The organism is Novosphingobium marinum (assembly GCF_013408095.1).
Lineage (GTDB): Bacteria > Pseudomonadota > Alphaproteobacteria > Sphingomonadales > Sphingomonadaceae > Novosphingobium > Novosphingobium marinum.
This window is the reverse complement of the sequence record NZ_JACBZF010000005.1, coordinates 106,078-132,485: the sequence shown is the minus strand read 5'-3', so window position 1 is coordinate 132,485 and position 26,408 is coordinate 106,078. Positions and strand designations below refer to the sequence as shown.

Sequence of the window (26,408 nt, the reverse complement as noted above, 5' to 3'; positions counted from 1 at the left end):
AACATGGTGAAGATGGAAACCTTCAGGCAACTCTTCTCGAGAAGAGCCTCTCGACCGGGCGCGGGCATCCCGACGGGCGAGCGCGTCTATGCGGTCGGCGATGTCCACGGCCGCCTCGACCTGCTCAGGACGATCGCCACCGCGATCGACGCGGACGAGAGCGAGCGGCCGGCAGCGCGCACCACCATCGTCCTGCTCGGCGATCTCGTCGACCGGGGACCGCAGAGCGCCCAGGTCATCGACTTTGCGCGGCAGTGGCAGCAGCGCCGCCGGGTTCGCATTCTTTCGGGAAACCACGAGGAAATGTTCCTGCTCGCCCTGGAGAGACTGGGCGGGTTCCGGGCCTTCCTGCGCTCCGGCGGGCGCGAGACGGTCCTCTCATACGGTGTCGACGCAGCCGCCTTTCACGGCGCGGACCTCGAAGAGGCGCATCGCATGATGGTCGAAGCGGTACCACAAGATCACGTCGCGTTCATGCGCTCGTTCGAGGACACCATCCGCATCGGCGACTATCTGTTCGTTCACGCCGGCATCCGACCCGAAGCGCCCCTCGAACGGCAGGATGCGCGCGACTTTCGGTGGATACGCGAACCGTTCCTCAGCCACTCGGGCGACCACGGTGCCATCGTCGTCCACGGCCATACAATCTCGGACGAACCGGCAATGCGTGGCAACCGCATAGGCATCGACACTGGCGCCTTCATGTCGGGGAGGCTAACGGCGTTGGGACTCGAAGGGACCGATCGCTGGTTGATCGAAACGATCGATCGCGAGGGGACAATCGGGGCGTCGATCAGAGCCGCCTAGGGGAACTCTATGAAAATCGCGATGGTTGGGTCGGGCTATGTCGGCCTGGTTTCGGGCGCTTGCTTTGCCGATTTCGGCCATGACGTCGTCTGCATCGACAAGGATCCGGCGAAGATCGACCGGCTGAAGGCCGGGCAGATGCCGATCTACGAACCCGGCCTCGAGGATCTGGTCGAGAGAAACGTGCGCGGAGGCCGGCTTTCCTTCACGACCGACCTTGCTTCCGGCATCGCCGGTGCAGGTGCGATCTTCATTGCCGTCGGCACGCCCTCGCGCCGCGGCGACGGTCACGCCGACCTTTCGTTCGTCCACGCGGTGGCGCGCGAGGTCGGGGCAAATCTCGCGCAGCCGGCCGTTATCGTCACGAAATCGACCGTTCCCGTCGGCACCGGCGACGAAGTGGAGCGCATCCTTCGCGAATCGGGCACCGAGCACCGCTTCGCTGTCGCATCCAACCCCGAATTCCTGAGAGAAGGTGCCGCCATCGGCGACTTCAAGCGCCCCGACCGCATCGTCATCGGCACCGACGACGAGTGGGCGCGCGGCATCATGAACGAAGTCTATCGCCCGCTCTTTCTCAACAAGGCGCCAATCCTGTTCACCAGCCGGCGATCGGCCGAACTCGTCAAGTACGCCGCGAACGCATTCCTTGCGACCAAGATCACTTTCATCAACGAGATGGCGGACTTGTGCGAGAAGGTTGGCGGCAACGTCCAGGACATCGCGCGCGGCATGGGCCTGGACAACCGCATCGGCGCCAAGTTCCTCCATGCCGGCCCCGGCTATGGCGGAAGCTGCTTCCCGAAGGACACGCTTGCCCTGCTCAAGACCGCAGAGGACAACGGTGTGCCTCTGCGGCTCGTCGAATCGGTCGTGAAGGTGAACGATTCACGCAAGCGCGCGATGGGCCGCAAGGTGATCGACGCGCTGGGCAGCGAGCCGCGCGGGAAGCGGGTTGCGTTGCTTGGGCTGACCTTCAAGCCCAACACCGATGATATGCGCGATGCACCTTCCATCGCAATCGCGCAGGCACTCGACGACGCCGGCGTCGAGGTCACCGCCTACGATCCGGAAGGCATGGAACTCGCCAAACCGCTGATGCAGCATGTCGAGATGTCGGAAAGTGCGTACGAAGCGGCAAGGAACGCCGATGCGGTGGCGATCGTGACCGAATGGGACGCCTTCCGCGCGCTTGACCTCGATCGGCTCAAGGAGGTCGCCAGGGCACCGGTTCTGGTAGACCTGCGCAATGTCTACGACCCCGAGGAAGTCCGCGCCAAGGGGTTCCGATACTCGTCCATCGGACGCGGATGACCGCATCGGCCCGCGGCCTCGTGATACCGGAAATCGTGCCAGGGAGCCTGTAAGCCGGGTTCTGTCTTGCAGCCCCGTATCCGAAGACGCGGGCTGCAAGGGCAGCCATTCCTCTCGGCGACGGATTGCTCCGCCGCTCCAGCGACCAACCCGGGCAGCATGGGTCCGGAACCGACCCGCCTTGACGGCACGCTGCCCCTATTCGGTCTTGCTCCGGGTGGGGTTTGCCGTGCCGCGACCGTTGCCGGCCGCGCGGTGCGCTCTTGCCGCACCCTTTCACCCTTGCCTGTACGCGCGAGGCGCCAACGGCGGTTTGCTTTCTGTGGCACTGTCCCTGAGCTTCGGGTCCCGAAGGACCGTGGCCCGGCGGGCGTTACCCGCCACCCTTGTTCCGTGGAGCCCGGACTTTCCTCGGCGCGAAAACGCGACGCGACTGCCCGGCCCCCTGGCACGGGGACCTACCTAGCATGGCCGGTGTCGCGCTCCAACAGAAGCTCGAACAGCAGGCTGCCAAGCTGCCCGTCGATCTCGCCGTCGATCAGCGACGGGCGAAACCGCCGCTGGAACGCGGCCACCGCCGCGTGGCCATCGGTGATGTCGTAGCCGAAGCGTTCGAGGGCCAGGTAGAATGCCCCCGGATTGTCGTAGAGCAGGTAAATCTTCGGCTCGGGCACCGGCAGCGCCAGGCGCAGGCGCGCCAGTCTCTCCCAGTCGAAAAGCTCGCCCGGGTCCATCTTGCGCGCAGGCGCGATGTCCGAATGACCCACGACGTTGGCGCGCGGGATGTCGTGCCGCTCGACGATGTTGGCAAGCAGCGGCAGCAGCGCCTCCATCTGTGCATCGGTGAATTCACGATAGCCCCATTCGTGGCCGGGATTGACGAGCTCGATCCCGATGCTCGCCGAATTCACGTCGGTCACGCCGCGCCAGTAGGACTTGCCCGCATGCCAGGCGCGCTTGTCTTCCTCGACGAGCTGGGTGACCGTTCCGTCCTCGTCGATCATGTAGTGCGCGGAAACCGCCGCTTCGGCATCGCACATCCGCTCGAGCGCTTCCTCGGCGCTTTTCATGCCGGTGTAGTGAAGCACCACCATCGAAATGGGCAGCGCACGTTCGTTGCAGTTCGGGGATGATACCTCGCGGTGGACCAGCCAGCGCTTCATCCCCGGCATCGGTCAGGCCGCGGGGAGCACGGCGCCGAGCACCAGCGCGTCCTCGCCCAGCATGTGTTGCAGCCCTCCCCCGACGCTCTGCGCAAGCTGGTTGAGCATCGCGGCCGGCGCGGTCCGGCTCGACAGGTCGCCATCGGGCAGCGAGCCGTCGAGGGCCCGTCCAATATCGGCATCGAACGCGATCTTGGCACCCGCCGCGCGCACGACGATCTCGCTCGCCCCGTCGCGCAGTTCCGCCGCGATATCGAGCGTTCCGCCGCGCACCAGCGCGTCCATCCCGATCAGCGAGAAATTGAGAAGCGTCTTCACCGCCGGTTTCGGCAACGATTCGCTGCCCAGCGCCCAGTTGATCGCGATCCTCTCGTTGTTGCCGACGAGCGCCTCGATAAGCGAGCGCGCCTCGGACACCGGTACGAGATCGCCGAATCCTCCCGCCGCACCGAAAGCCAGGCGGAAGAACTTGAGCTTGTCGGTCGAGATACGCGCACTCTGCTCGAGCAGCTCGAAGCAGCGCTCGCGCATTTGCGGGTCCTTTTCCTCGGACAGCAGTTCAAGGCCATTCGACAAGGCGCCGACCGGGCTCAGCATGTCGTGGCAAAGCCGCGAACAAAGCAGGCTGGCAAGGTCGAGCGAACTGGTGGTCATAGAGTCAGGCCTTCGGTCGGCGGAACGGGTCCGGTCGGGCGAGCGAAGGGTTGGCAGCGGAAATCGGGTCCCCGCATTGTCCTCCCCCTGTGAACATGCCCCTTAGCCGGCCTTAAAGCGCAACCGGGCCGGAGAAAAGCCCCTTGGCCGGAAACGCGCCTCAGTGTTCGGCCCGGAGTGGCTGGATCGCGACGAAGCCCGATTCGCTGTCGCGCCAGAACTTCACGTCCTCTCCCGCTACGATCGCCCATATCCTGCCGTCGCGCGCCGCGCTGGCCCGGTCGCTGGCGGAAGGTATCGCGCGACCCTCGGGATGCGAATGGTAGTATCCGATCACCTCCGGTCCGTCCTCCCGCGCGGCCTTGTGCGCCTTTACCAGAGCCGCAGGATCGATCTCGAAATTGGCGACGGGGTCCTCGGCGACGTTCGCGGTCGGCTTCACGAAGGTTATGCGATCCTTCCGCCCGAGCAGCAGGCCGCAGCACTCTTCGGGCGCGGCGTTCCTGGCCTCAGAAACGAGACGCGAGACGACCTTGCTTGTCACTTCGATAGGCATTCCCCACATCATAGTCATGGGGACGGGGGAACGCATCATCGAAGGGAAAATTTCCTCGGACGGCGAACGCCTGGACAAGGCGCTGGCGCTGGCCACCAACCTCTCGCGCGAACGGATCAAGGCCTTGCTCGGCGAGGGTCGCATCATGCTTGCGGGCAGGACTGTCGGGCAGGCGTCGCTGAAACCGGCTACCGGCACCTCGTTCGCCATTCGCGTGCCGGAAGCGGTGCCCGCCGAGGCGAAGGCGCAGGACATTCCGCTGGACGTTGTTTTCGAGGACGAGCATCTCATCGTGGTCGACAAGCCTGCCGGGCTGGTCGTCCATCCCGCCGCGGGAAATCCGGACGGGACACTGGTCAATGCGCTGCTTCATCATTGCCACGGCCAGCTATCCGGGATCGGAGGGGTTGCGCGCCCCGGAATCGTCCACCGCATCGACAAGGATACGTCCGGCCTGCTCGTCGTCGCCAAGACCGACGCCGCGCACGAAGGCCTGGCATCCCAGTTCGCCGACCATTCGATCGAGCGCGCCTATCGCGCGATCGTCTCCGGCAGGCCGACCCCCGCTGCCGGAACCGTAACCGGCGCCATCGCCCGCTCGTCGCATGATCGCAAGAAGATGGCGATGGTGGAGGACGGGCGCGGCAAGCATGCGGTTACGCACTACAAAACACTCGAAACACTGGGTGATGCGGCGCTTCTGGAATGCCGGCTGGAAACCGGGCGAACCCACCAGGTTCGTGTTCACATGTCGTCAATCGGGCATCCGCTATTGGGGGATCCGAACTATGGACGCACACCATCCCGGTTTCGGCCGATCCTCAAAACCCTCGCGTTTCGTCGACAGGCGCTGCATGCAGCGGAACTCGGCCTTGTTCACCCCGTTAGTAGGGAAAGGCTGCATTTCGACAGCGCGATGCCTGCGGATATGCAGGCACTCATAGACGATTTACGGAACTGAAATCGGTTTTTTGGTGTATATTGTGAAGGTGACCGCGATTTAAGATGCCAAGCATGGGTCTTCAAGAGTCGGTCGACGATTGAAAGGACAGGTAGGAAAAGTGAGCAACCAGCGCAATCTCCCGGCCGTGCCAGCTTTGGGCGGCGAACATAGCCTCAATCGCTATCTCTCGGAGATCAAGAAATTCCCGATTCTCGCGCCCGAGCAGGAATACATGCTCGCCAAGCGCTACAAGGAACACGAGGATCCCGATGCTGCCGCGCAACTGGTGACCAGCCACCTTCGCCTCGTCGCGAAGATCGCGATGGGCTATCGCGGCTACGGCCTCCCCGTCTCCGAACTCATCTCCGAAGGCAACATCGGCCTCATGCAAGGCGTCAAGAAGTTCGAACCCGATCGCGGGTTCCGGTTGGCGACCTATGCCATGTGGTGGATCAAGGCCTCGATCCAGGAATTCATCCTGCGCTCGTGGAGCCTCGTGAAGATGGGCACCACCGCCGCCCAGAAGAAGCTGTTCTTCAACCTGCGCCGGATGAAGAAGAACCTCGACGCCTACGAGGATTCCGACCTTCATCCCGACGATGTGAAGAAGATCGCGACCGATCTCGGCGTTTCCGAAACCGAAGTCGTCAACATGAACCGCCGGATGATGATGGGCGGCGACGCTTCGCTCAACGTATCGCTGCGCGAGGAAGGCGAAGGCCAGTGGATGGACATCCTGCAGGATGACAATCCGCTGCAGGATGAGATCGTCGCCGAGGCCGAGGAAAAGACCGTCCGCCACGACATGCTCGTGGAGGCAATGGACGGCCTTAACGAGCGCGAGCGCGACATCCTGACCGAGCGCCGCCTGACCGAGGATCCCAAGACGCTCGAGGAGCTTAGCCAGGTCTACAAGGTCAGTCGCGAACGCGTCCGCCAGATCGAGGTTCGTGCTTTCGAAAAGCTTCAGAAGGCGATGAAGAACATTGCCACCGACAGGCGGCTCATCGCCGCGACCTGAACGAAAGTCGCAAAGTAATTCAGGCTATTGGCCGGCCCCGAACCATCGCGGGCCGGCCTTTTTATTGACCGTGTACGCTCCGATGTTATCCTCCGGGGCCATGCCGACTCCGTCAACCAAGCCGAAGATCGCGTTCACGGGCAACGAATCGTGGATTTCGCCGCTGATCACCGAGGCATTCAGGGAGTTCAAGGGCGCGGAACTTTACGACAACACCGACAAGTTCAAGAAGTCGGTCGCGTTCGAGAAGGACCTGCTCAAGAAGGGATACATGGATCCCAAGACCGCCCCGAAGTTCGACAAGGGGCCGAAGAGTTTCGACATGACGGTCAATGGCCGGAACGGGTATTTCGAGGTCAGTGCGGGTGGCAAGACCCAGCGCATCCCCATCGGACATATCAAGACGATGGAACAACTCGATGCAATGCTGCGCAAGGTCATCATGGCGATGCGGCAGATGCTGACGCAGGTTCGGAACGGCCCGGCACGCTTTTCCTGATTCAGCCAGTCGCAGGCGGCGATCCGGTCCGCTTGCAAAGGTCCCTCACACAGCAGCATTGCCTGCATGCCGCCTTAGCGGCTAGTCCGAGTTCATGGCGAAAGCGAAAAGACCGGGGTGCGTTTATTCCGCGACGCAGTTTCTTGCACGCCTCATCGTATGGTTCCTGGCGATCAGCGTGGGCCTCGTCCTGCTGTTTCGCTTCGTACCGCCACCGCTGACCGCGACCATGGTGTTCGACGAGCACGGTTTCACCAAGGACTGGACACCGCTTTCGCGGATAGACCGCAACATGGTCTCCGCCGTTATCGGGGCCGAGGATTCAAAGTTCTGCTCTCACGACGGATTCGACCGCGAGGCGATCGAACAGGCGATGGCGCGCAATGCGAAAGGCGGGCGCTTGCGCGGCGGCTCGACAATCAGCCAGCAGACCGCCAAGAACGTTTTCCTCTGGCAGGGAAGCGGCTGGGACCGCTGGCTTCGCAAGGGGCTGGAAGCCTGGTTCACCTTCCTGATCGAGACGATCTGGACCAAGCGCCGGATCATCGAGGTCTACCTCAACGTAGCTGAGACCGGCATCGGCACCTACGGGGTCGAAGCCGGTGCGCACCGCTACTTCGACAAGTCCGCCGCCAGGCTGACGCGCGACGAGGCGGCGCGCATGGCCGCCGCCCTGCCCAGCCCCAAGAAACGCGCCGTGCGCAACCCGGCAGGCTTCACACGCCGCTACGCCAACACGATCGCCGCGCGCATCGGCGTCGTGCGCCGTGATGGCCTCGACGCCTGCGTGTATGAATAAGGTGGCCCGTTTTTCCCGGCCATGAAACGCGGAACGGCGACACCCGGGGGTGCCGCCACCCGCTTGCTCTTTCGGTAGCTCAGTAGCCGAAAAGGATTGCCACGCTGAACGCGCGCGGAGCGCCGATCTGCAGGAACGGCGAGCTGTCCAGCGATCCGTCGAAGCCCGACACGTAGAACTCGTCGAACAGGTTGGTGACGTTAAGCTGTATCGCCACGTCACCGCCCATCGGCGATTCGGCCAGCTTGTACCGCAGGTCGAGGTCGACAAGCGTGTAGCCGTCGGCTGTCCGGCCAAGCGGTTCGAGCACAAGGTTGGCGTCGTTGAGGTAACGCTTGCCGGTGTGCTTGGCCTGCGCGCCCAGGCTGAAATCGCCAAACGTCACCTCGCCACGCGCGCCGAGAGTGAACACCGGTGCGCCGCTTTCCTTCTTGCCGCCCGTCGGGATCACGCCATCGGCGGTGAGGATGTCCTCCTTGATCTCCGAATCGTACCAGGAACCGAAGACGTACAGGAAAGTGTTGGGTGTCGGCTGCCACGCTACCGACCCGTCGATCCCATATTTGTCGACCGAACCGAGGTTCCGGTAGACCGTCTCGTCGAGCACCGGGTCGTAGGCGGAAGCCAGGCGGTTCTTGTACTTGGTGTACCAGCCGGCAAGCTGCGCCTGCACGGTGCCGGTCTGGAACCGGACGCCCGCATCGAAGCTGTCGGTCGTCTCGGGGACGGGACGCGCTTCGGCGACGTTGGGGAAGAACAGCGAGTCGTACAGCGGATCGGTACCCGGAACCGAAAGCCCCTTCGCGTAATTGGCGAAGATCGATGCGTCATCGGTCACATTGTAGACGATGCCCACGTTCGGCAGGAGCTTGTCGTACTTGTAGCTTCTCGACTGCGGCGGGGCAGCGCGCGGGTTGGCAGCCTCGTAGGCCGCCGGGTCCTGATTGTCGAAGCAGTCGAGGAACCCGGAAGCGGAAGTCGTATAGCAGTACTGGTTCAGCTCGCGCTTGAAGAAAGGCGCGCGCAGGCCGAGGACTGCCGTCAGCGGACCGAAGTTGCCCCGATATTCGCCCGAGACCTGGTGCAGGATCGCGTAGGACAGGCGGTTGCGCTTGTTGAGGACGAAACCATCGGCGGTCACCAGCGGATCGTTGATCGGGAAGACGTCCGCGATCTCGCCATTGGGAAGCGCCACGGATGTCGCACCGGTCTGGCGGTGACGCGCGCGGTCCCAGGTGTAGGCGACGCGCACGCGGTGGTCGGGATTGATGTCGTAGGCCAGCGAGGCGATGACGCCGTAACGGCGGGTCTTGGTCTGGCTGGGATCGTGCCCCGTCACCTCGTCCAGCGTGTCGCCGTCACCGTTCAGGTCGCGGCCGAAGTAGTAACCACCCCGCAGGAAGCCGGTATATTCCACGCCGTTGTACGAGCGGGTCTGCTCGAGAAGCTCCTCGTCGCCGCCGCCGTTCGCCTTGACGTACTGGAAGCTCGGATCGACCGTCAGGATCAGGCCGTCCATCAGCGTGAAGCGCGATGAACCGCGGATGTTGCCCGTGTTCGAGGGGTTGTAGCGGCGGTCGAATTCGGCGCCGCAATTGTTGTCGACGTCGCGGACGCCGGGCGTCGGCGTGTCGACGGTGCAGGGATAGTTGATCTCGTAGTAGCGGCCACGCTTGGTCGTCGGGAACCCGCTGACCGAGAACGAACCGAAGAAATTGTTGCGGTTCTGGTTGTAGTGGCCCGCAACTGCGATGAAATCGCCGTTGGATCCCAGTTCCTGGAAAATCCGTCCGTTGTACTGCTGCTTGTCCACGACGCCGTAATTGTTGAACGGATTGTCGTAGCGCACGTAGCTCGCAGAGAAGAATGCCTTGGTGCCCATACCGGTAAGGTCCCCGGTATCGATCATGCCGAAGCCGCGGATGTACGGGCGGTCTCCCGCACCCGGCGCGATGATGTTGCCGTAGCTGATGCTTGCGGTCAGCTTGAATTCGTCTTCAGGCACCTTGGTGCGAAGGTTGATCGTGCCGCCGGTCGCCGAGGCGGTCGGGCTGTCGACGTCGGTCACGCCGAGGTTCACGTTGATTTCCGCAAGGATCTCGGGGTCGACCTGCTGGTTGGTATAGAGGGCGTAGTTACCCGAATCGTTCAGCGGAAGACCGTCAAGCGTCTGCGAGATTCGGTCGTCGCTGAACCCGCGGATCGTGAAGGTACCGCCCGAGGATCCCCAGGGATCGTTGTTCTGGAAGCTGACACCCGGGACGAGGTTGACGATGTCGTTTGCGGTCTGACCGGGACGCTGGCGACGGATGATCTCGTCGTCGAGGACCTGCTTGGCCTTGGGGGTGTTGGGAATCTCGACGCCGCCAACTGCGCTTTCGTAAATGCCGGTGACGACGATTTCGCCCGTTTCGAATTCGACGGAGCCGGTCGACTGCGCATGGGCGCTGGTCGAGGCGGCTGCTGCGATGCCGAGCGCCAGGGTGCTGGCAGCGGTGGTCAGGAATGCTTGAAGTCGCATGGGGAACCCCTGAGTTTGAATTTCGTGCGCGGACTTGCTCGCCCGCTGACAAACCCCTCCCGGGTTTGCTGCGGCTGCTAAGAGCAGCCTTTAATGACCGTTTTCTGACAGTGGGTTGCAATCTATGCAATTGGACGCGTGCTTTGCATTTCGCGCAATCTCGCGATGACGCAAGGCTTGTAAATCCAAGATTTCATGGAAGTGTAACAATATTACGCCACCATTTTCTTTGCGGCAGTGCGACAAAATTGCCACGCTCCGGATGCTGCGCCTGCGAGCCGACCTTCGTTATGTTACCTCATAGCTTGCCCGGTGCCGGCAGCCCGTGCGAGACGCTGCCCACGATGGGCGCGGGTCACGATCATAGTCACCACCATGGGCACAATCACGGTCACAGCGCCGCTCGCGGACGCGCGTTCGCCATCGCCGTCTGTCTCAACGTCGCATTCGTCATCGCCGAAGTAGTCGCGGGTCTCGCCAGCGGATCGATGGCATTGCTGGCAGATGCCGGGCACAATCTCTCGGACGTGCTATCGCTCCTTCTCGCATGGGGCGCGAGCGTGCTGGCGGCCCGCCCGCCCAGTGCACGCTTCACCTATGGCCTCAAAAGCTCATCGATCCTGGCAGCGATCGCCAATGCTGCGTTGCTCTGGGTGGCGCTCGGCGCGATCCTCGTCGAGACGATCCGGCGCTTTTCGGACCCGCCCGAAGTTGCCGGATGGACCATGGTGGTCGTCGCCGCGATCGGTATCGTCATCAACGCGGCCTCTGCCCTGCTCTTCGCCAAGGGCAGCAAGTCCGACCTCAATATTCGTGCCGCCTTCCTGCACCTGCTGGCCGATGCTGCCGTGTCGGCTGGCGTGGTCCTTGCGGGTATCGCGGTCATCCTCACCGGCGAACAACTGATCGACCCGATCACGTCGTTGCTGATCACTGCCGTCATTGCCTGGGGAAGTTGGGGACTTCTGCGCGATTCGTCGAAGATGGCGATGCTGGCGGTGCCCGATGCCATCGACATCGACGAAGTGCGCAGGTTCCTTGCATCGCGACCCGGAGTATCGGCGCTTCACGATCGGCACATATGGCCGATGAGCACGACCGAGACCGCGCTGACCGCACATTTCGTTATGCCTGGCGGACATCCGGGAGACGCGTTCCTGCACGAACTGGCGCACGATCTGGAGCACGGCTTCGGGATCGTCCACCCGACGATCCAGATCGAGACACATTCCGGGAAGGAATGCGCGCTGGAAAGCGACGAGAGGGTCTGACTTCCCCGCAACATCGAAAGGGCCCCGCCATCTGCGAAGCCTCTAGATACTCGAACGTCTTCAGGGTCGGCCCGCCGCCGGGATGGTCAGGCGGCTTCTTCCTTGCCCTTGAGTACGCGGACAGGCTCCTTGCGGCCCTCGACCACTTCGCCGTCGACGACGACTTCGGCGATACCCTGCTCGGTCGGCAGGTCGAACATCGTGTCGAGCAGGATGCCCTCGACGATAGAACGCAGGCCGCGCGCACCGGTTTTGCGCTCGATCGCCCTCTGGGCGATAGTTTCGAGCGCATCGTCGGTGAAGGTCAGCTGCACGTCCTCGAGATCGAAGAGCTTCGAGTACTGCTTGACCAGCGCGTTCTTCGGCTCCTTGAGAATCTTGACGAGCGCACCGACGTCGAGATCCTCGAGCGTAGCGATCACCGGCAGACGTCCGACGAACTCCGGAATGAGACCGAACTTCAGGAGATCTTCCGGCTCGGCCTTCTGGAGAAGCTCGCCCACTCGGCGCTTGTCGGGATCGGCGACATGCGCACCGAAGCCGATCGAGCGCTTCTGGAGGCGATCCGCGATGATCTTTTCGAGTCCCGCGAACGCACCGCCGCAGATGAACAGGATGTTCGTGGTGTCGACCTGCAGGAACTCCTGCTGCGGATGCTTGCGGCCGCCCTGCGGCGGAACCGAGGCGGTCGTGCCTTCCATCAGCTTGAGCAGCGCCTGCTGCACGCCCTCGCCCGAAACGTCACGGGTGATCGAGGGATTCTCTGCCTTGCGGCTGATCTTGTCGATCTCGTCGATGTACACGATGCCGTGCTGCGCCTTCTCGACGTTGTAGTCGGACGATTGCAGCAGCTTGAGGATGATGTTCTCGACATCCTCGCCGACGTAGCCCGCTTCGGTCAGCGTGGTCGCGTCGGCCATCGTGAACGGTACGTCGAACGTCTTGGCGAGCGTCTGCGCGAGCAGGGTCTTGCCCGAGCCGGTCGGGCCGACGAGCAGGATGTTCGACTTCGAAAGTTCGACGTCGCCCGCCTTGGCGCTGTGCTTCAGGCGCTTGTAGTGGTTGTGCACGGCGACCGACAGCACGCGCTTGGCGCGGTTCTGGCCGATCACGTAGTCGTTCAGCGTCTCGCAGATTTCCTTGGGCGAAGGAACACCGCCGTCCTTGCGTCCGGCAATGCCGGCCTTCGTCTCTTCGCGGATGATGTCGTTGCAAAGCTCGACGCATTCATCGCAGATGAAGACCGTGGGTCCTGCGATAAGCTTGCGGACTTCATGCTGCGACTTGCCGCAGAAGCTGCAGTACAGGGTGCTCTTGGATTCGGATCCGCTCAATTTAGCCATTCTCTGTTGCGTACCCCTCCGGGGCCGACTCGCCGGACCAGTGGCCCGGAGTGTTCGAAATTCGATCCTGCCTCATACCCGCCGAAACTTTCAAGGGGCTGAAGCACGAGGGTTGATTATTCCTTGGACTTGTCGTCCGATGCCTTTTGCTCGCTTTCGGCCTGCTTTTCTGCGTCCGGGCGGCTCTCGAAGACCTTGTCGACGATCCCGAACTCCAGCGCTTCCTCGGCCTCGAGAAAGGTGTCGCGGTCCATCGCCTTCTCGATCGCGTCGAGGCTCTTGCCGGTGTACTTGACGTAAAGATCGTTCATCCGCTTGCGGATGCGCAGGATTTCGCGCGCCTGGATCTCGATGTCCGAGGCCATGCCGCGCGCGCCGCCCGAGGGCTGGTGGACCATGATGCGCGCGTTGGGAAGCGCGATGCGCATGCCCGGCTCGCCCGCTGCAAGCAGGAAGCTGCCCATCGATGCAGCCTGACCGATGCACACGGTCGAGACGCGCGGCCGGATGTACTGCATCGTGTCGTGGATCGCCATTCCCGCCGTCACCACGCCGCCCGGCGAGTTGATGTACATCGAGATGTCCTTCGACGGATTTTCCGATTCGAGGAACAGCAACTGCGCGACGATCAGCGAGGCCATGCCGTCCTCGACCTGCCCGGTCACGAAGACGATCCGCTCGCGCAACAGGCGCGAGAAGATGTCGAAGCTGCGCTCGCCTCGGCTCGTCTGCTCGACGACGACGGGGACGAGCGCACCCGTCTCGGGATCGATCTCGAATTTGCCCTGGGAGCCGGAGTGGCCGAACAAGTCTAGCATTTGCGTCCTCATGTGATCTGGTTCGCCTATGTCGCGTTCCGGTCGCCGATGTTCAAGGGCGTTAACCCAATGCCTGGCGCCGCGGCCTGCAAGAAGGCCCGGCGCGCATTGCGGCCGGGCCTCGAATTCCTTGCAGGTGAGGTCCGAACCTCAGCCTTCGTCCGCGTCAGCGGCGGTCGCGGCTTTCTTGGCCGGAGCCTTCTTCGCGGCAGGCTTCTTCGCCGCCGGCTTCTTTGCGGGAGCCTTCGCTTCGCCGTCCTCGCTCTTGGCGGTCGCGGTCTTCCTGGCCGGAGCCTTGCGCGTCGCCGCCTTCTTGGCCGGAGCCTTGGCCTCGGCATCGGCGTCCTTTGCTTCGTCCGCGACTTCGCCCTTGGCGGGGGTCTTGGCCTTTGCCGCCGGCTTTTTGGCCGCCGGCTTCTTTGCGGGAGCCTTCCTGGCCGGAGCCTTCTTCGCCTTGGCGCCGCCGGTTTCGTCGGTATCGGCCTCGATCGCTTCCTGAAGCTCGTCGCGCGTGACTTCGCGCTCGGTCACTTCGGCCTTCTCGATCAGGAAATCGACGACCTTGTCTTCATAAAGCGGTGCGCGAAGCTGTGCAGCGGCCATCGGCTCGTTCTGGACGTACTCGAAGAACCGCTCGCGATCTTCGGGGCGGTACTGCTGCGCGGCCTGCATCATCAGCTGCTGCATTTCCTGCTGCGTCACCTCGACGCCATTCTGCTGGCCGATCTCGGACAGCAGCAGGCCAAGGCGGACGCGGCGCACCGCGATGTTGCGGTAATCGTCCTTTTCCGCCTCGATTTCCTTGAGCGCGGCTTCCGGATCCTCCTCGCGCGCGGCTTCCTGCTGGAGCTGCGCCCAGATCTGCTCGAACTCGGCATCGACCATCGAGGGCGGCACTTCGAAATCCGCGCCGGCGGCAAGCTGGTCGAGCAGTGCGCGCTTCATCTGGGTGCGGGTCAGGCCCTGCGTTTCCTGCTCGAGCTGGCCGCGCAGGATTTCCTTGAGCTTGTCGAGATCGTCGAGACCGAGCTGCTTGGCGAACTCGTCGTCGATCTTCTGCTCGCCGGGAACCTTGACGGCATGGATCTTGATATCGAAGGTCGCTTCCTTGCCCTTCAGGTTCTCGGCGGGATAGTCCTCGGGGAAAGTGACGGTGATCGTGCGCTCTTCGCCCGCCTTGGCGCCGACGAGCTGGTCCTCGAAGCCTGGGATGAGGCGGCCTGCGCCGATCTCGATCGCCTGGTCCTCGGCCTTGCCGCCCTCGAATTCCTCGCCGTCGAGCTTGCCGACGAAATCGCAGACCACCTGGTCGCCTTCCTTGGCCTTGTGGGTCTTCGCAGCGTCCTCGAACCGCTTCTGCTGCCCAGCGAGCTTTTCGAGGGACTCGTCAAGCTGCTCGTCGGTCACCAGAACGACCAGCTTGTCGAGCTTGAGGCCGTCGAGCGAGGGCGCGTCGATCTTGGGTAGCACTTCGAGGCTAACGTTGAGCTCGGCGTCCTTGCCTTCCTCGTAGCCCTCGCCCAGCGAAACGTCGGGCTGCATCGCGGGCCGCAGTTCCTTTTCGTTGACGAGCTTGTCCATCGCCTCGCGGATCGAGGTGTTCAGCGCCTCCTGGTGGAGCGCCGGGCCATGCATCTTCTTGACGAGATTGGCCGGAACCTTGCCGGGGCGGAAGCCGGGCATGCGGATCTGCGGCGCAATGCGCTTCACTTCGCCCTCGATCTTCTGCGAGATGTCCTTGGCGGGAATCGTCACCGTGTAGGCGCGCTTCAAACCCTCGTTGGTGGTTTCCTCGATCTGCATTGCAATGGGCCTTCCATGGATACGGCGTTACGCTCCGTCCGCCCGGCGGCGAGAACTGGTGCGGGCGAAGGGACTCGAACCCCCACATCACGAAGATACCAGAACCTAAATCTGGCGCGTCTACCAGTTCCGCCACGCCCGCAGACGAAGCCCGAATATCGAACGAGCGCCCTTATAAGCACCCGCGCAAAAGGGCAAGCGCAACGGCTTGCACCGTGCGTTTCGCGTTCCCACGTACTGCCTGATGCCCGAATAGACGGGCTCCAGAAAGGACGGCCGCATGGCTACCCAACCCGACCCCGCTCCGGATCGCATCGAGCCGGTATCGCCTCCCGAAACACCGCCCCTGCCCAGCGAGCCGGGTCCGACCGCGCCCCCGGACGAAACTCCCGGAATTCCACCGGACTTCGACGATCCCGGTCGCGGTCCGGACGAAACTCCGCCTCCGCTCTAGGAGCCGGCGAACCTCGCAAGCAGGAGGTCGACAAGTCCGGTTCGCTCGCGCCTGGCGGTTGCCGCGGGTTCGGGCGGGCATTCCAGGCAGTAGGCCTGTGCGCCGCGCGTCGCAAGCAACCGGTCGACGTCGCGCGCGACCCGATCGAGCACGGACATCTGCCGGTCGGCGGCAAGCGCGGCGAAGTCCCGGCCGGTCGGGCGCCGGGCCGTGCGCCTGTTGTCGAGGCTCTCGAAAATGGCCAGCCAGGTCGGCTCGCCGCCGTCGAGGAAGACGGGATGCCAGTCGCCATCGTCCAGCCCGGCGACTTTCGCCGCGTGCGCCAGCGCCTCATCCAGGCCGCCGAACTCATCGACGAGGCCCAGCTGCCGCGCGGTGCCCCCGTCCCACGGCCTGCCCTGCGCCACCGTATCGGTGCGCTCGGCGGTCATCCCGCGCGATTTCGCAACGAGCGTGAGGAACCGGCGATAGCTGTCTTCGATGTAGGCCTGGATCATCGGGCCAACCTCGGGCGTAAAGCCTCCCAGCAGGTCCGGCTGGCCGGAAAGCGGCGTGGTGCGCACCCCGTCGCTGTTTACGCCGATGTCCTGCAAGGCCCGCTCGAACGTGGGCACGACCGCGAAGACGCCGATCGACCCGGTGATCGTGCCCGGCTCGGCGAAGATGCGCGAAGCGGGGGTCGAGACCCAGTAGCCGCCGCTTGCCGCGACATTCGCCATCGACACGACCACCGGGATGTCGCGCGCCTTGTAGCGCAGGATCGCGTCGCGGATGCGCTCCGATGCCATGATCGAGCCGCCAGGCGAATCGACGCGAACCACGAGGGCGGCGAAATCCCGGTCGAGTGCATCGTCGAGCAGGCGGCCGATGCGTTCCCCTCCAGCGATTCCCGGCCCCGCGTCGCCATCGACGATCTCGCCTGCGACGGTGACGACACCGATTGCCTTGCCCGGCGTCTCCGGCGCGTTCACCGAAAGCCAGGTGCCGAAAGGCGTATGCGCGAAGCTGCCCGGCGTCTCGTCGAATTCATCCTCGCCCGCCAGTTCCGCCACGCGCTCGCCGAACTGGACCCAGGTGCCGGTCTTGTCGGCCAGCCCTGCCGCGACCGCCGCGCGCGCGCCATCGCCGCCTGCTTCCTCGAGCCACGCGACCGGATCGAGCGCCGCGCGCTCGACCTGCGCCTTGGGGCGGACGCGCTCGACATCGCCTTTCCATGCGTCCCACATCGCCGCGTATAGCGAGCGATACGCTTCCTTCGCCTCGGGCGAGGCATCGCTGCGCATGTACGGCTCGACCGCGCTCTTGAACGTGCCGACACGGTAGACGTTGGCATCGACTTTCAGCTTTTCGAGCAGCCCGGCGTAGTAGAGCCGCTCACCGCCGGGACCGGAGACGAGCGCACCGCCGAGCGGATCGACCCAGGCCTCGCTGGAATGCGCGGCCAGCAGGATGCCGTCGTCGACATACGCGGTGGCATAGGTCAGCACCGGCTTGCCGGCCTCGCGCACCTCGTCCATCGCCGCGCCGATTTCCTGCATATGCACGAGCCCGCCGCCCATGAAGCGGGACAGGTCGAAAACGACGACCTTGACCGCGTCGTCGCCCACCGCCCCGCGCAATGCCCGGACGATGTCCCGCGCGCGATATTCGGCGACCGGCGCCTGCCGCGACACGAGCTGCGTGATCGGGTCGGGGATTGCCGGTTCCTCGACCACCACGCCGTCGAGGCCGAACAGCATCGCGCCTTCGATGACCTGTCCCGGCCCCGGGCGCGCGGTGAGCACTGCGTAGAGCGCGAGGAAGAACAACAGGAGGAAGACGAGCGCCATCGCGTCCTTCACCCCGACCAGGACCGCCCATACCTTGCGTGCGAAAACCATGTCATGCCGCCTTTCGCCCGCGTCCTTAGCTTCGCCGGTCCGGCATGGCAAAGTGCTTGAGCGATACGGCTCGCTCGCCTAAGGCCCTGTCTTCGATGGCATCGCCCGCATCTCCTTACCCGGCAGGCTCCGCGGCCTTTCCGCATCGCGGTCTTGTCGGCATCGCAGGCCTTGCCTCTCACGAGATCCGGTTCCTGCTCGACGAGGCCGAGCAATGGGTTCGCCTCAACCGCCTGCCGCAGAAACGCGACGACCGGCTGTCCGGGCTGACCATCATCAACGCTTTCTTCGAGAACTCGACGCGCACGCTGCTCAGTTTCGAGCTGGCGGGCAAGCGGCTCGGCGCAGACGTCGTCAACATGCAGGTCGCGCAGTCGAGCATGAAGAAGGGCGAGACGCTGATCGACACGGCGACGACGCTCAATGCCATGCATGCCGACGCCATCGTCATCCGCCATCACAGTTCCGGCGCGGTCCAGCTCATCGCCGACAAGGTGGACTGCCCGGTGCTCAATGCCGGGGACGGCCAGCACGAACATCCGACGCAGGCGCTGCTCGACGCGCTGACGATCCGCACCGCGAAGGGCGAGTTCAACGGCCTCGCCATCGTGATCTGCGGAGACCTGATGCACAGCCGCGTCGCGCGATCGAACATCCTTTGCCTTGCAGCGCTGGGTGCCGAGGTCCGGGTATGCGCACCGCCTTCGCTGGTACCGTCGGGCATCGAGGCGATGGGCTGCACCGTCTTCACCGATTTCGACAAGGCTCTCGACGGCGCCGACGTGGTGATGATGCTGCGGCTCCAGATGGAACGGATGACCGGCCAGTTCATCCCCTCCCCGCGCGAGTACCGGCACCTTTACGGACTGACGCAGGAGCGGCTCGTCAGGGCGCGCGAAGATGCGCTGGTCATGCATCCGGGACCGATGAACCGGGGCATAGAGATCGACAGCAATGTCGCCGATATGGCCGATCGCTCGGCAATCATCCGGCAAGTCGAAATGGGCGTCGCCATCCGCATGGCCTGCCTCGACGTGCTGACGCGCAAGGTGCGCGGCACCGAAGGCTGGCAATGAGCGTCGGGCCGCCGCTTACCGTCGTGAACGGACGGATTGTCGGCCGCTCGGGCGAGCCGGTCGCCGGAGCGGTCCGTTGCGAGGACGGCCGCATCGTCGCGGTGGGCGATGTCGCGCCGCAGCCGGACGACGTTGTCTACGACGCGAAGGGCCTGATCGTCGCGCCCGGCATCGTCGACCTTGCCGCGTTCGCGATCGACAAGCCTGCATTCCACTTCGGCGGCATCAGCCGCGCCGGCCTGATGCCCGATCAATCTCCGCCGCTTGACCACCCCGCCCGCGTCCGGTTCGCGGCGCAGTCGGGCAAGCCGGACTTCTGGGTCCACCCGCTCGCCGCGGCGACGCGCGGCCTCGAGGGCATCGAACTCGCCGAGTTCGCACTGATGTGCGATGCGGGTGCCAGGGCCATCGCGACAGGGAGGCAATGGATCGCCGATTCGGGCACGATGCTGCGCGTCCTGCAATATGCCGCAATGCTCGATCTCGTCGTTTTCTGCCATGCCGAGGACGGAGGCCTTGCGGGCAATGCCGTCGCGACCGCCGGGGAGATCGCGACGCGGCTGGGGCTGCCGGCAGCGCCGCCCGAAGCCGAGGCGCTGGCCATCGCTCGCGATGTCGCGCTCGCCGAAATGGCCGGCGCGCGCATTCACTTCAACAAGGTGACGACTGCGGGAGGCCTTGACCTCGTCCGAGCGGCGAAGGATCGCGGTCTGCCGGTAACCGCGGGGGTGTCGCCTGCCTATTTCATGCTGTCGGACCTCGCGACCGCCGACTTCCGGACATTCGCGCGGTTGCAGCCGCCGCTGCGCAGCGAGGATGACCGCAAGGCCGTGCGCCGCGCCATCGCTGACGGCACGATCGACGTCATATCGTCCGGACACGATCCGCGCGGACCGGAGGAGAAACGCCTGCCGTTCGCCGATGCCGCTCCGGGCATGGCGGGGGCGGAGACGCTCCTCCCGCTTACCATGAATCTCGTGCGCGAGGAGGTCATTGACCTTGCGCGCGCCTTCTCGCTGCTCGCCGCCAAACCCGCCGAACTGCTCGGCGTCGAGGCCGGTGTTCTCGAAGTCGGTGCGGAAGCGGACATCGCGGTGATCGACCGCGACCGCCCGTGGATCGTCGATTCGCGCGAGATGGAAGCAAGCGCAGGGAATACCCCGTTCGACCGCCAGCCCGTGCAGGGTCGCGCGGTCGCTGTCTTCAAGGGCGGCATGCGCGTCGGCGTCAAGCAAGCGGGCTAGGCGAACGCACTGCCTCCTTTGTGGAGCGGCACAACCGGCACAGCATCGTTTGTTGCCAAGCGCCTGAATGTCCAGAATAGTGGACACATGGCGCGATTCCCCTTTTCCGCGATCGTCGGTCAGGACGAGATGAAAACGGCCCTGCTGATCGCGGCTGTCGAGCCGGCGATCGGCGGTGTCATGGTCTTCGGCGACCGCGGCACCGGGAAGTCGACCGCCGCACGCGCGCTCGCCGCCTTGCTCCCGCCGATAACGGTGGTGGAAGGCTGCCGGTTCGGTTGCGAGCCAGACCAGCGCGGCACTTGCCCCGATCCCTGCACCTCGGGCCGGAAGGCGAAGCAGGCGGTGCCGTTCGTCGACCTGCCGCTCGGCGCGACCGAAGACAGGGTGATCGGCGCGCTCGATCTCGAGAGGGCGCTGCGCGCAGGCGAGAAAAGCTTCGAACCCGGCCTGCTGGCCAGGGCCCACCGGGGATTTCTCTACGTTGACGAGATCAACCTGCTCGAAGACCACCTCGTCGACTTGCTTCTCGATGTCGCGGCGTCGGGCGAAAACCTCGTCGAGCGCGAGGGCCTCTCGGTTCGCCATCGCGCCCGGTTCGTCCTGATCGGCAGCGGCAACCCCGAAGAGGGCGAACTCAGGCCGCAGCTTCTCGACCGGTTCGGACTTTCGGTCGAAGTCCGCACGCCCGAATCGATCCCCGATCGTGTCGAGATCATGCGCCGCTGTTCGGCGCAGGAACGCGATCCCGAAGGTTTCGCCGGGCAGTGGGACGCGGCCGAGCAGAAAGTCCTGCGACAGATCGCGCGCGGCCAGAAGAAGCTGCCCGACATGGATGTGCCGGACGACGTTCTCCACGACGCAGCCGAACTGTGCGCGGCGGTTCGCGCCGACGGCCTGCGCGGGGAGCTTACGCTGATGCGGGCGGCCCGCGCACTTGCCGCGCTGAAGGGGGCGAAAGCGGTGCGGCGCGAACACCTGCTGGAAGTCGCGCCGATGGCGCTGCGCCACCGCCTGCGCCGCGACGTCCTCGATGAAACGGGCTCGACCGCCCGGATCGAGCGGGCGATGGAAGAGCTTTTCGAATGACCGGCGGCGGGCCTGCGGCGGATGCGCGGCTCGCCCTGCACTTGCTGGCGCTTGCTCCCGTGCAGCTTGGCGGCGCCTGCCTTCGCGGCGGTGGCCCCCTGCGCGACATGCTCGTCGAGGAATTTCGCGCCCTGCTCGACCCGGACACTCCTTGGCGACGGCTTCCGCCGCACATCGACGACGAGCGACTGCTTGGCGGGATCGATGTCGCGGCCAGCCTGGCAGCGGGAAAGGCCGTGCGCCAGACCGGGCTGCTGGTCGAAGCGGCAGGCGGGATCATGGCGATCCCGATGGCGGAACGGGCAGGCGAAGCGCTGGCAGGCCGGATCGCGCAGTCGCTCGACGGGAACCACCGGGGGCCGGCCGTCATCCTTTTCGACGATGGCGCTTCGGAGGACGAGCGCCCGCCGGCTTCGCTCCTCGAAAGGGTGGCACTCCATTGCGACCTGACGACTGCAAAGACTTGCGAGATGCCCCGGTCCATGCCTCGCGAAGCGATCGCGCCCGAACATGTCGGCCCTGTCGACGACGAAGGCCTTTCGGCGCTCGCTGGCACGGCGGAAGCGCTGGGCGTGGACTCGGTTCGCGCGCTGCTCTTTGCGATGGCCGCGGCGCGAACCCATGCAGCGGCCTGCGGACGCCGGACGGTCGAAGCCGACGATCTTGCCGCCGCGGCCCGGCTCGTTCTGGGGCCGCGCGCCACGCAAATGCCGCCGCAACCCGAACAAGCGCCTCCTGCGGATAAGGAAGCGCCCGACAACGATGCGCGAGAGCAGGCCTCCGACCAGGTCGAACACACGCTCGAAGATATCGTGCTCGACGCCGCGACATCCTCGATCCCGGCCGACCTGCTGGAACGGCTCGCGTCCGGACTTATGCAATCGCGCGCCAGGGGCGGTGGCGGGGGACGGCGGACGCGATCCAGGCTGCGGGGAAAGCCGCTCGGTGCGCGTCCCGGCCTGCCGCGCGGCGGCGCGCGCCTTGCCCTCGTCGATACCTTGCGGGCAGCCGTACCCTGGCAGCCTATCCGTCGCAGCGATCCCGCCTTCGCCGATCGCTCGACCATCGTCGTGCGCAAGGAGGACGTGCGTGTCCGCCGCTTCGAGGAGCGCGCCGCCGCCGTCACCATCTTCTGCGTCGATGCCTCCGGCTCCGCGGCGATGGCGCGGCTTGCCGAAGCGAAGGGGGCGGTCGAGCGGCTTCTGGCGCAGGCATACGTAAAGCGTACCGAAGTGGCGCTGATCGCCTTTCGCGGGGCCGGGGCAGAAATACTCCTGCCGCCAACGCGCTCGCTGACACGTGCTCGCCGGGCCCTTGCGGCCCTGCCCGGAGGCGGCGGCACGCCGCTTGCCAGCGGAATCTCCAATGCCTGCTTGCTGGCCGAAGCGGAGCAAGCGAAGGGCCGCACGCCCTTCCTGGTGTTCCTGACCGATGGCAGCGCCAACGTTTCGCGCGACGGCACCGGCGGTCGCACCAGGGCGCGCGAGGATGCAGATGCTGCGGCAAAGGCTATCGCGGCGGCCGGCCACTCAGCCATCCTCATCGACATTTCGCCCCGACCGCGCCCCGATGCGGAGCAGCTCGCCGTGTCGATGCGCGCCCGCTACCTGCCGCTGCCACTTGCCGATTCGGGTGCGATCGAACGCGCCGTGCTCGATGCCCAGTCGCGGATCGCCGCATGAGCGCGCCGCTCGCCTGGGACATTGAAGGGCGCATCTGGCCGCACCGCGAAGCCACCCGGTTCGTAGATGCTGCGGGCGTTCGCTGGCTCATTCAGGAAACGGGCAATGGTCCGCCCTTGCTCCTGCTTCATGGTACCGGCGCTTCCGCGCACAGCTGGCGCGGCGTGATGCCGGCGCTGGCCGACCGGTTCGCGGTCATCGCGCCGGACCTTCCCGGTCACGGCTTCACGCGCGGGCGACCCTCGGGCGGACTTACGCTGATGGGGATGGCGAAGGCGATTTCGGACCTTCTTGCCGCGCTCGATCGAAAACCGGTGCTGATCGCGGGTCATTCGGCAGGCACGGCAATCGCACTGCAGATGGCGCATGAAAAGTTGACCGAAGCGCCGATTGTCGGGTTCAACTCCGCGATCATGCCCTTCGAGGGCCTCGCTGCGCGGATCTTTCCGACTATGGCGAAGATGCTCTTCGTCAATCCCTTTGTGCCCGGCATCTTCGCGCACATGGCGCGCGTTCCCGGCGAGACCGCTCGGTTCCTGAAGAAGGCGACGAATTCGCGGATCGATACGCAGGGCCTGCGTTGTTACGAGGCGCTGTTCGGCAACAGTCGCCACTGCGGCGGAGCGCTGGAGATGATGGCGCGGTGGGACCTCGCCTCGCTGGAACGGGCGCTGCCCGGAATCGGCAACCGGGTGCTTCTCGTCCACTCGCGCGGCGACAGCGCGGTTCCGCTTTCCTCGGTCGAACAGGCGGCGAAGCTGTTGCCCGATTGCAGGCTCGAGGTGCTGCCGAAGCTCGGTCACCTCGCCCACGAAGAGGAACCTGCAACGGCAGCGCGGCTCATCAACGAATTCGTGCAGCTTCCGGCTCGGGAAGCGCCATCGGAGGAACCGGTATGAGCTCGTTCAGCGAACACTTCGGTTGGGTCGAAATCGTCTTTACCGGGACCGTAGCGCTCGGCTTCGGGTTCTACCAGCTATGGTCGATCAACCGCGAGATCCGCAGGGACAAGGAAAAGAAGGATCGCGGGTCAGCCGGGCGCGCGGGGCATGCGGTAGGGGAGCATGAACTGGACGACCGGTGAGGCGAAGCGGTCCAGATCGAGGCTTTCCTGCACCGCCACCACGTCTTCACCATAGAGACGCGATGCCAGCGTCGAGCGGGCATAGAAGGGCGCATCTTCCCACGTCCTGATAACGCGCGAATGGCCGCGATCCGCGCGCGTCTTGCGCTCCATCTGCCACAACGTTGCGGGAAGCGGCGCCACGAGCGGAAGGTCGGCCTGCTGCGGCGTACCCGTTGCATCGAATCGCAACGCGCTGGCGAACGGCGAGCCGTCCCTGCGGATTCCCTCGTAGCAGACCAGAGCACCTTTCCGCGTATGCGAGCGCGACCAGTGCCAGACGCGAAATCCATCCTCGAGGCCCTCGCTGCCGCTGTTCGAGTCCCAGTAGGCGCCGCCTTTCCAGCTTATCGCAGGCGCCTGCATCTCCACCTCGATACGGGCGCGCGGGGCAAGACAGTGCCAGCAGTGGCGCGCACGCCGGTCGAGCGCGAAAGCAACGTCGTTCATGACCTCGGGATAAAGGCGTATCCGTCCGGCCACACGCCGCTGCCAGGGAACGCCCACCCGCTTGTCTCGCTCCTCGACAACTATTTCCAGCGCATTTCCGTCCCAGCGGACGCTGCTGGGTCCGATGGCGAGGCTGCGGGGTTCGCGCGACACCGTGTTCCGGGGTCGCTCGGTCATCGTCCAGCGCGCGCCCGGACCGTAGAGAGCAACGTTCAGCGATGCATGATCGATGGGGTCGCCGCGTCCGCCGCGCTTGTAATAGGGCGAAAAGACGCTGCCGAGAAAGGCGATTATGGTTAGCCCGTACCGGCCGTCGTCCGAGATCGCATCGACGTACCACCAGGCATAACCACCCGGTGCGACCGGCGCATCGAAGCAAGGTCCTTCACTACCGTGCGGGCTGCCAGTCGTCCTGACAAGGCCGCCATCGGCACGCCCGCTCCGGGGTGGGTGCTTCCACCCGCGCAATAGAGCCCAGGGATCCGCGTCCGCGTGCCCTGCCGGAGGAAGGACGCCGCCCAGCCGTGCGAGGCCCGTCCATAGATCGCTCCGCCCGTCGAGGGCAAAAACGTCTCGAATTCGTTCGGAGTCAGCAGCGAATGCGGCAGCGCCTGCTCCAGTTCCAGTCCGCAGTGCGCCAGGCTGCGCCTCATGGCCTGCGTGCATCGCTCCCTCTCCTCGTCCGTGTAATCATGGGTGTCGCCGTTGGCCGGCGCGTTGACGATAATCTGAAGGCGCTCACGCCCGTCGGGCTCGCCCGTCGTTCCCTCGCGATCCTGCGCGCAGACGTAGACGCTTGGATCGGCGGGCGGTCGTCCCGCGGCGATGTCGCGGAATTCGGCCGGGTAATCGCGCGAGAAAAAGACGTTGTGCCGCTGCAATGGAAAGCCGCTGGTCCGGGTATGCGCCAGCCACACGCATGCCGAAAGCGATCGGCTTCGCGGCGCCGGAGCGGACACGGCGCGCATCGCCTCGGTGCCGAACCTCCCCGATGCGAGCGCCGCCGGATCGGCGTTTGCGACAACGGCATCCGCCGCGATGCGCTCGCCGGTTTCGAGGACCAGTCCCGATGCCCTGCCCCCTCGCGTTTCGATGGCGCTTGCGCCGCATCCCGTCCGGATCGTCGCCCCGTGTCGTTCGGCCAGCGCCCGCAAGGCATCGGCAAGGGCGCTCATCCCGCCCTCGACGATCCAGACCCCCTGTGCTTCGACATGCGCGATCAGCATCAGCGTCGCCGGGGTCGCGAACGGCGACGATCCGCAATAGGTGGCATAGCGCCCGAACAATTGACGCAGGCGCTGGTCCTCGAAATGTTCGCCAAGGACCTTCCACATGCTCTCGTAGGGGCGGATCGCGATCAGGTCGCCCACGCGCCACAGCCCGATCCGCCACATCAGCGGACCCGGCCACGAGACCTTGCCGGCCCGCATCATGCTGTGATCGAGAATACGGTGGATGCGCGCCGCCTCCTTCCGGAAGCTCCGGAATCCTGAGGCGGCGCGCCCCCCCGCAAACTCGCAGATCGCCTCCTCGCTGCGTTCGCAATCCGCAAAGAGGTCGAGCGAGCCTTGGTCGTCCCAGGCATGGCGCGCGATTATCTCGGCAGGCCTGAGCGAAAGTTCGGAAGCGATGTCTGCGCCGCAGGCATCGAAAATGTCCTCGAAGACATCGCGCAGCGTGAAGACGGTCGGCCCGGCATCTATCGCGGCGCCATCGACCTCGATGCGCCGCGCCTTGCCGCCGACATGGTTTTCCTTCTCGAAAACGCTGACATGGCAGCCCCGCGCGGCGAGCAGGGCCGCGGCGGTCAAGCCGCCGATCCCTGCACCGACGATCGCTACGCGAGAAGACAATGGGCTCTCCCGGAATGGAGCAATTGACCTTTACATATCATGCGT

The 26,408-nt window shown here is 65.0% G+C and carries 24 protein-coding genes, 1 tRNA gene and 1 other RNA gene; 14 read left to right on the top strand and 12 right to left on the bottom strand.

All coding sequences use genetic code 11. The features are described 5' to 3' along the window. Window positions 1-12 precede the first annotated feature (12 nt). Together FHS75_RS13730 and FHS75_RS13725 are read left to right on the top strand one after the other, a co-directional pair. Window positions 13-807 (top strand): metallophosphoesterase, encoded by a 795-nt coding sequence (locus FHS75_RS13730; protein ID WP_179408268.1) that lies wholly within the window; start codon window positions 13-15, stop codon window positions 805-807. 9 nt (window positions 808-816) lie between these two features. Then, on the top strand, window positions 817-2,121 hold the full coding sequence (locus tag FHS75_RS13725; RefSeq protein WP_179408267.1) for a UDP-glucose dehydrogenase family protein: 1,305 nt from the start codon (window positions 817-819) through the stop codon (window positions 2,119-2,121). 34 nt (window positions 2,122-2,155) lie between these two features. On the opposite strand, the gene rnpB is transcribed toward FHS75_RS13725, so the two are convergent. The 4 genes from rnpB to FHS75_RS13705 all read right to left on the bottom strand — a co-directional run bounded on the left by rnpB (window position 2,156) and on the right by FHS75_RS13705 (window position 4,482). Next, window positions 2,156-2,570, bottom strand: an RNA gene (gene rnpB / locus FHS75_RS13720) — RNase P RNA component class A. A 9-nt stretch (window positions 2,571-2,579) separates the two neighbouring features. Beyond that, window positions 2,580-3,284, bottom strand: a complete 705-nt coding sequence (locus tag FHS75_RS13715) for an N-acetylmuramoyl-L-alanine amidase (RefSeq protein ID WP_179408266.1) — start codon at window positions 3,282-3,284, stop codon at window positions 2,580-2,582. 12 nt (window positions 3,285-3,296) lie between these two features. Next, window positions 3,297-3,938: a histidine phosphotransferase family protein gene (locus tag FHS75_RS13710; protein WP_179408265.1), complete on the bottom strand. Its 642-nt coding sequence runs from the start codon at window positions 3,936-3,938 to the stop codon at window positions 3,297-3,299. Window positions 3,939-4,098: 160 nt separating this feature from the next. Continuing rightward, window positions 4,099-4,482 carry a M67 family metallopeptidase gene (locus FHS75_RS13705; protein WP_308420100.1) on the bottom strand — a complete coding sequence of 128 codons (384 nt, stop codon included), beginning with the start codon at window positions 4,480-4,482 and terminating at the stop codon, window positions 4,099-4,101. 28 nt (window positions 4,483-4,510) lie between these two features. On the opposite strand from FHS75_RS13705, the gene FHS75_RS13700 reads away from it, so the two are divergent. The 4 genes from FHS75_RS13700 (at window position 4,511) to mtgA (ending at window position 7,756) form a co-directional block, all read left to right on the top strand. After that, window positions 4,511-5,455: an RluA family pseudouridine synthase gene (locus FHS75_RS13700; protein WP_179408263.1), complete on the top strand. Its 945-nt coding sequence runs from the start codon at window positions 4,511-4,513 to the stop codon at window positions 5,453-5,455. A 100-nt stretch (window positions 5,456-5,555) separates the two neighbouring features. Beyond that, entirely contained in the window at window positions 5,556-6,458 is a 903-nt protein-coding gene (gene rpoH / locus FHS75_RS13695; protein ID WP_179408262.1) for an RNA polymerase sigma factor RpoH, read from the top strand. A gap of 100 nt (window positions 6,459-6,558) precedes the next feature. Further along, entirely contained in the window at window positions 6,559-6,957 is a 399-nt protein-coding gene (locus FHS75_RS13690; RefSeq protein ID WP_179408261.1) for a hypothetical protein, read from the top strand. Window positions 6,958-7,051: 94 nt separating this feature from the next. After that, entirely contained in the window at window positions 7,052-7,756 is a 705-nt protein-coding gene (gene mtgA / locus FHS75_RS13685) for a monofunctional biosynthetic peptidoglycan transglycosylase (protein WP_179408260.1), read from the top strand. Window positions 7,757-7,835: 79 nt separating this feature from the next. Here mtgA and FHS75_RS13680 read toward each other — a convergent pair whose 3' ends face one another. Continuing rightward, entirely contained in the window at window positions 7,836-10,277 is a 2,442-nt protein-coding gene (locus FHS75_RS13680; RefSeq protein ID WP_179408259.1) for a TonB-dependent receptor, read from the bottom strand. Between the two features lie 344 nt (window positions 10,278-10,621). Here FHS75_RS13680 and FHS75_RS13675 point away from each other — a divergent pair, with 344 nt between their 5' ends. Continuing rightward, window positions 10,622-11,548: a cation diffusion facilitator family transporter gene (locus FHS75_RS13675; RefSeq protein ID WP_179408427.1), complete on the top strand. Its 927-nt coding sequence runs from the start codon at window positions 10,622-10,624 to the stop codon at window positions 11,546-11,548. Between the two features lie 86 nt (window positions 11,549-11,634). Here FHS75_RS13675 and clpX read toward each other — a convergent pair whose 3' ends face one another. From clpX to FHS75_RS13655, 4 genes are all read right to left on the bottom strand, one after another. Continuing rightward, complete coding sequence (gene clpX, locus FHS75_RS13670; protein WP_179408258.1) at window positions 11,635-12,891, bottom strand: ATP-dependent Clp protease ATP-binding subunit ClpX; 1,257 nt, start codon at window positions 12,889-12,891, stop codon at window positions 11,635-11,637. A 116-nt stretch (window positions 12,892-13,007) separates the two neighbouring features. Further along, a complete protein-coding gene (gene clpP, locus FHS75_RS13665) occupies window positions 13,008-13,709 on the bottom strand; it encodes an ATP-dependent Clp endopeptidase proteolytic subunit ClpP (RefSeq protein ID WP_179408257.1) in 702 nt (233 codons plus the stop codon). 150 nt (window positions 13,710-13,859) lie between these two features. Next, window positions 13,860-15,512, bottom strand: a complete 1,653-nt coding sequence (tig, locus tag FHS75_RS13660; RefSeq protein WP_179408256.1) for a trigger factor — start codon at window positions 15,510-15,512, stop codon at window positions 13,860-13,862. 56 nt (window positions 15,513-15,568) lie between these two features. Beyond that, a tRNA-Leu gene (locus tag FHS75_RS13655) sits at window positions 15,569-15,654 on the bottom strand. Between the two features lie 138 nt (window positions 15,655-15,792). Here FHS75_RS13655 and FHS75_RS13650 point away from each other — a divergent pair. After that, complete coding sequence (locus tag FHS75_RS13650; RefSeq protein WP_179408255.1) at window positions 15,793-15,966, top strand: hypothetical protein; 174 nt, start codon at window positions 15,793-15,795, stop codon at window positions 15,964-15,966. On the opposite strand, the gene sppA is transcribed toward FHS75_RS13650, so the two are convergent. Next, complete coding sequence (gene sppA / locus FHS75_RS13645; RefSeq protein ID WP_179408254.1) at window positions 15,963-17,846, bottom strand: signal peptide peptidase SppA; 1,884 nt, start codon at window positions 17,844-17,846, stop codon at window positions 15,963-15,965. The genes FHS75_RS13650 and sppA overlap by 4 nt on opposite strands. Before the next feature lie 95 nt (window positions 17,847-17,941). Between sppA and FHS75_RS13640 the strand changes: the two genes are divergently transcribed. The 6 genes from FHS75_RS13640 to FHS75_RS13615 all read left to right on the top strand — a co-directional run bounded on the left by FHS75_RS13640 (window position 17,942) and on the right by FHS75_RS13615 (window position 24,021). Next, window positions 17,942-18,922: an aspartate carbamoyltransferase catalytic subunit gene (locus tag FHS75_RS13640; RefSeq protein WP_179408253.1), complete on the top strand. Its 981-nt coding sequence runs from the start codon at window positions 17,942-17,944 to the stop codon at window positions 18,920-18,922. Beyond that, window positions 18,919-20,166: a dihydroorotase gene (locus FHS75_RS13635; RefSeq protein ID WP_179408252.1), complete on the top strand. Its 1,248-nt coding sequence runs from the start codon at window positions 18,919-18,921 to the stop codon at window positions 20,164-20,166. Before FHS75_RS13640 ends, FHS75_RS13635 begins: the two co-directional genes overlap by 4 nt. 87 nt (window positions 20,167-20,253) lie before the next feature. Further along, window positions 20,254-21,255: a magnesium chelatase ATPase subunit I gene (bchI, locus tag FHS75_RS13630; RefSeq protein ID WP_179408251.1), complete on the top strand. Its 1,002-nt coding sequence runs from the start codon at window positions 20,254-20,256 to the stop codon at window positions 21,253-21,255. Beyond that, the gene (locus tag FHS75_RS13625) at window positions 21,252-22,937 is read left to right on the top strand and encodes a magnesium chelatase subunit D (protein WP_179408250.1); all 1,686 of its coding nucleotides are present in this window, start codon (window positions 21,252-21,254) and stop codon (window positions 22,935-22,937) included. The genes bchI and FHS75_RS13625 overlap by 4 nt, the downstream gene beginning before the upstream one ends. Next, window positions 22,934-23,836, top strand: a complete 903-nt coding sequence (bchO, locus tag FHS75_RS13620; protein ID WP_179408249.1) for an alpha/beta fold hydrolase BchO — start codon at window positions 22,934-22,936, stop codon at window positions 23,834-23,836. The genes FHS75_RS13625 and bchO overlap by 4 nt, the downstream gene beginning before the upstream one ends. Continuing rightward, window positions 23,833-24,021: a hypothetical protein gene (locus tag FHS75_RS13615; protein WP_179408248.1), complete on the top strand. Its 189-nt coding sequence runs from the start codon at window positions 23,833-23,835 to the stop codon at window positions 24,019-24,021. The genes bchO and FHS75_RS13615 overlap by 4 nt, the downstream gene beginning before the upstream one ends. Here the strand turns inward: FHS75_RS13615 and FHS75_RS13610 are convergent. Both FHS75_RS13610 and crtD read right to left on the bottom strand, forming a co-directional pair. Continuing rightward, window positions 23,968-24,687: a hydroxyneurosporene dehydrogenase gene (locus FHS75_RS13610; RefSeq protein ID WP_179408247.1), complete on the bottom strand. Its 720-nt coding sequence runs from the start codon at window positions 24,685-24,687 to the stop codon at window positions 23,968-23,970. The genes FHS75_RS13615 and FHS75_RS13610 overlap by 54 nt on opposite strands. A 119-nt stretch (window positions 24,688-24,806) precedes the next feature. Next, window positions 24,807-26,363, bottom strand: coding sequence for a 1-hydroxycarotenoid 3,4-desaturase CrtD (crtD, locus tag FHS75_RS13605; RefSeq protein ID WP_179408246.1), 1,557 nt, complete (start codon window positions 26,361-26,363; stop codon window positions 24,807-24,809). Window positions 26,364-26,408 lie beyond the last annotated feature (45 nt).

Coding starts and splice junctions, on each gene's coding strand:
- FHS75_RS13675 (WP_179408427.1), top strand. CDS start 10,622: ATGGGCGCGGGTCACGATCATAGTCACCACCATGGGCACAATCACGGT.
- FHS75_RS13650 (WP_179408255.1), top strand. CDS start 15,793: ATGGCTACCCAACCCGACCCCGCTCCGGATCGCATCGAGCCGGTATCG.
- FHS75_RS13730 (WP_179408268.1), top strand. CDS start 13: ATGGAAACCTTCAGGCAACTCTTCTCGAGAAGAGCCTCTCGACCGGGC.
- clpX (WP_179408258.1), bottom strand. CDS start 12,891: ATGGCTAAATTGAGCGGATCCGAATCCAAGAGCACCCTGTACTGCAGC.
- mtgA (WP_179408260.1), top strand. CDS start 7,052: ATGGCGAAAGCGAAAAGACCGGGGTGCGTTTATTCCGCGACGCAGTTT.
- FHS75_RS13640 (WP_179408253.1), top strand. CDS start 17,942: ATGGCATCGCCCGCATCTCCTTACCCGGCAGGCTCCGCGGCCTTTCCG.
- FHS75_RS13710 (WP_179408265.1), bottom strand. CDS start 3,938: ATGACCACCAGTTCGCTCGACCTTGCCAGCCTGCTTTGTTCGCGGCTT.
- sppA (WP_179408254.1), bottom strand. CDS start 17,846: ATGGTTTTCGCACGCAAGGTATGGGCGGTCCTGGTCGGGGTGAAGGAC.
- FHS75_RS13725 (WP_179408267.1), top strand. CDS start 817: ATGAAAATCGCGATGGTTGGGTCGGGCTATGTCGGCCTGGTTTCGGGC.
- bchI (WP_179408251.1), top strand. CDS start 20,254: ATGGCGCGATTCCCCTTTTCCGCGATCGTCGGTCAGGACGAGATGAAA.
- FHS75_RS13635 (WP_179408252.1), top strand. CDS start 18,919: ATGAGCGTCGGGCCGCCGCTTACCGTCGTGAACGGACGGATTGTCGGC.
- tig (WP_179408256.1), bottom strand. CDS start 15,512: ATGCAGATCGAGGAAACCACCAACGAGGGTTTGAAGCGCGCCTACACG.
- FHS75_RS13610 (WP_179408247.1), bottom strand. CDS start 24,687: ATGACCGAGCGACCCCGGAACACGGTGTCGCGCGAACCCCGCAGCCTC.
- FHS75_RS13615 (WP_179408248.1), top strand. CDS start 23,833: ATGAGCTCGTTCAGCGAACACTTCGGTTGGGTCGAAATCGTCTTTACC.
- FHS75_RS13625 (WP_179408250.1), top strand. CDS start 21,252: ATGACCGGCGGCGGGCCTGCGGCGGATGCGCGGCTCGCCCTGCACTTG.
- bchO (WP_179408249.1), top strand. CDS start 22,934: ATGAGCGCGCCGCTCGCCTGGGACATTGAAGGGCGCATCTGGCCGCAC.
- FHS75_RS13700 (WP_179408263.1), top strand. CDS start 4,511: ATGGGGACGGGGGAACGCATCATCGAAGGGAAAATTTCCTCGGACGGC.
- clpP (WP_179408257.1), bottom strand. CDS start 13,709: ATGCTAGACTTGTTCGGCCACTCCGGCTCCCAGGGCAAATTCGAGATC.
- FHS75_RS13680 (WP_179408259.1), bottom strand. CDS start 10,277: ATGCGACTTCAAGCATTCCTGACCACCGCTGCCAGCACCCTGGCGCTC.
- FHS75_RS13690 (WP_179408261.1), top strand. CDS start 6,559: ATGCCGACTCCGTCAACCAAGCCGAAGATCGCGTTCACGGGCAACGAA.
- FHS75_RS13715 (WP_179408266.1), bottom strand. CDS start 3,284: ATGAAGCGCTGGCTGGTCCACCGCGAGGTATCATCCCCGAACTGCAAC.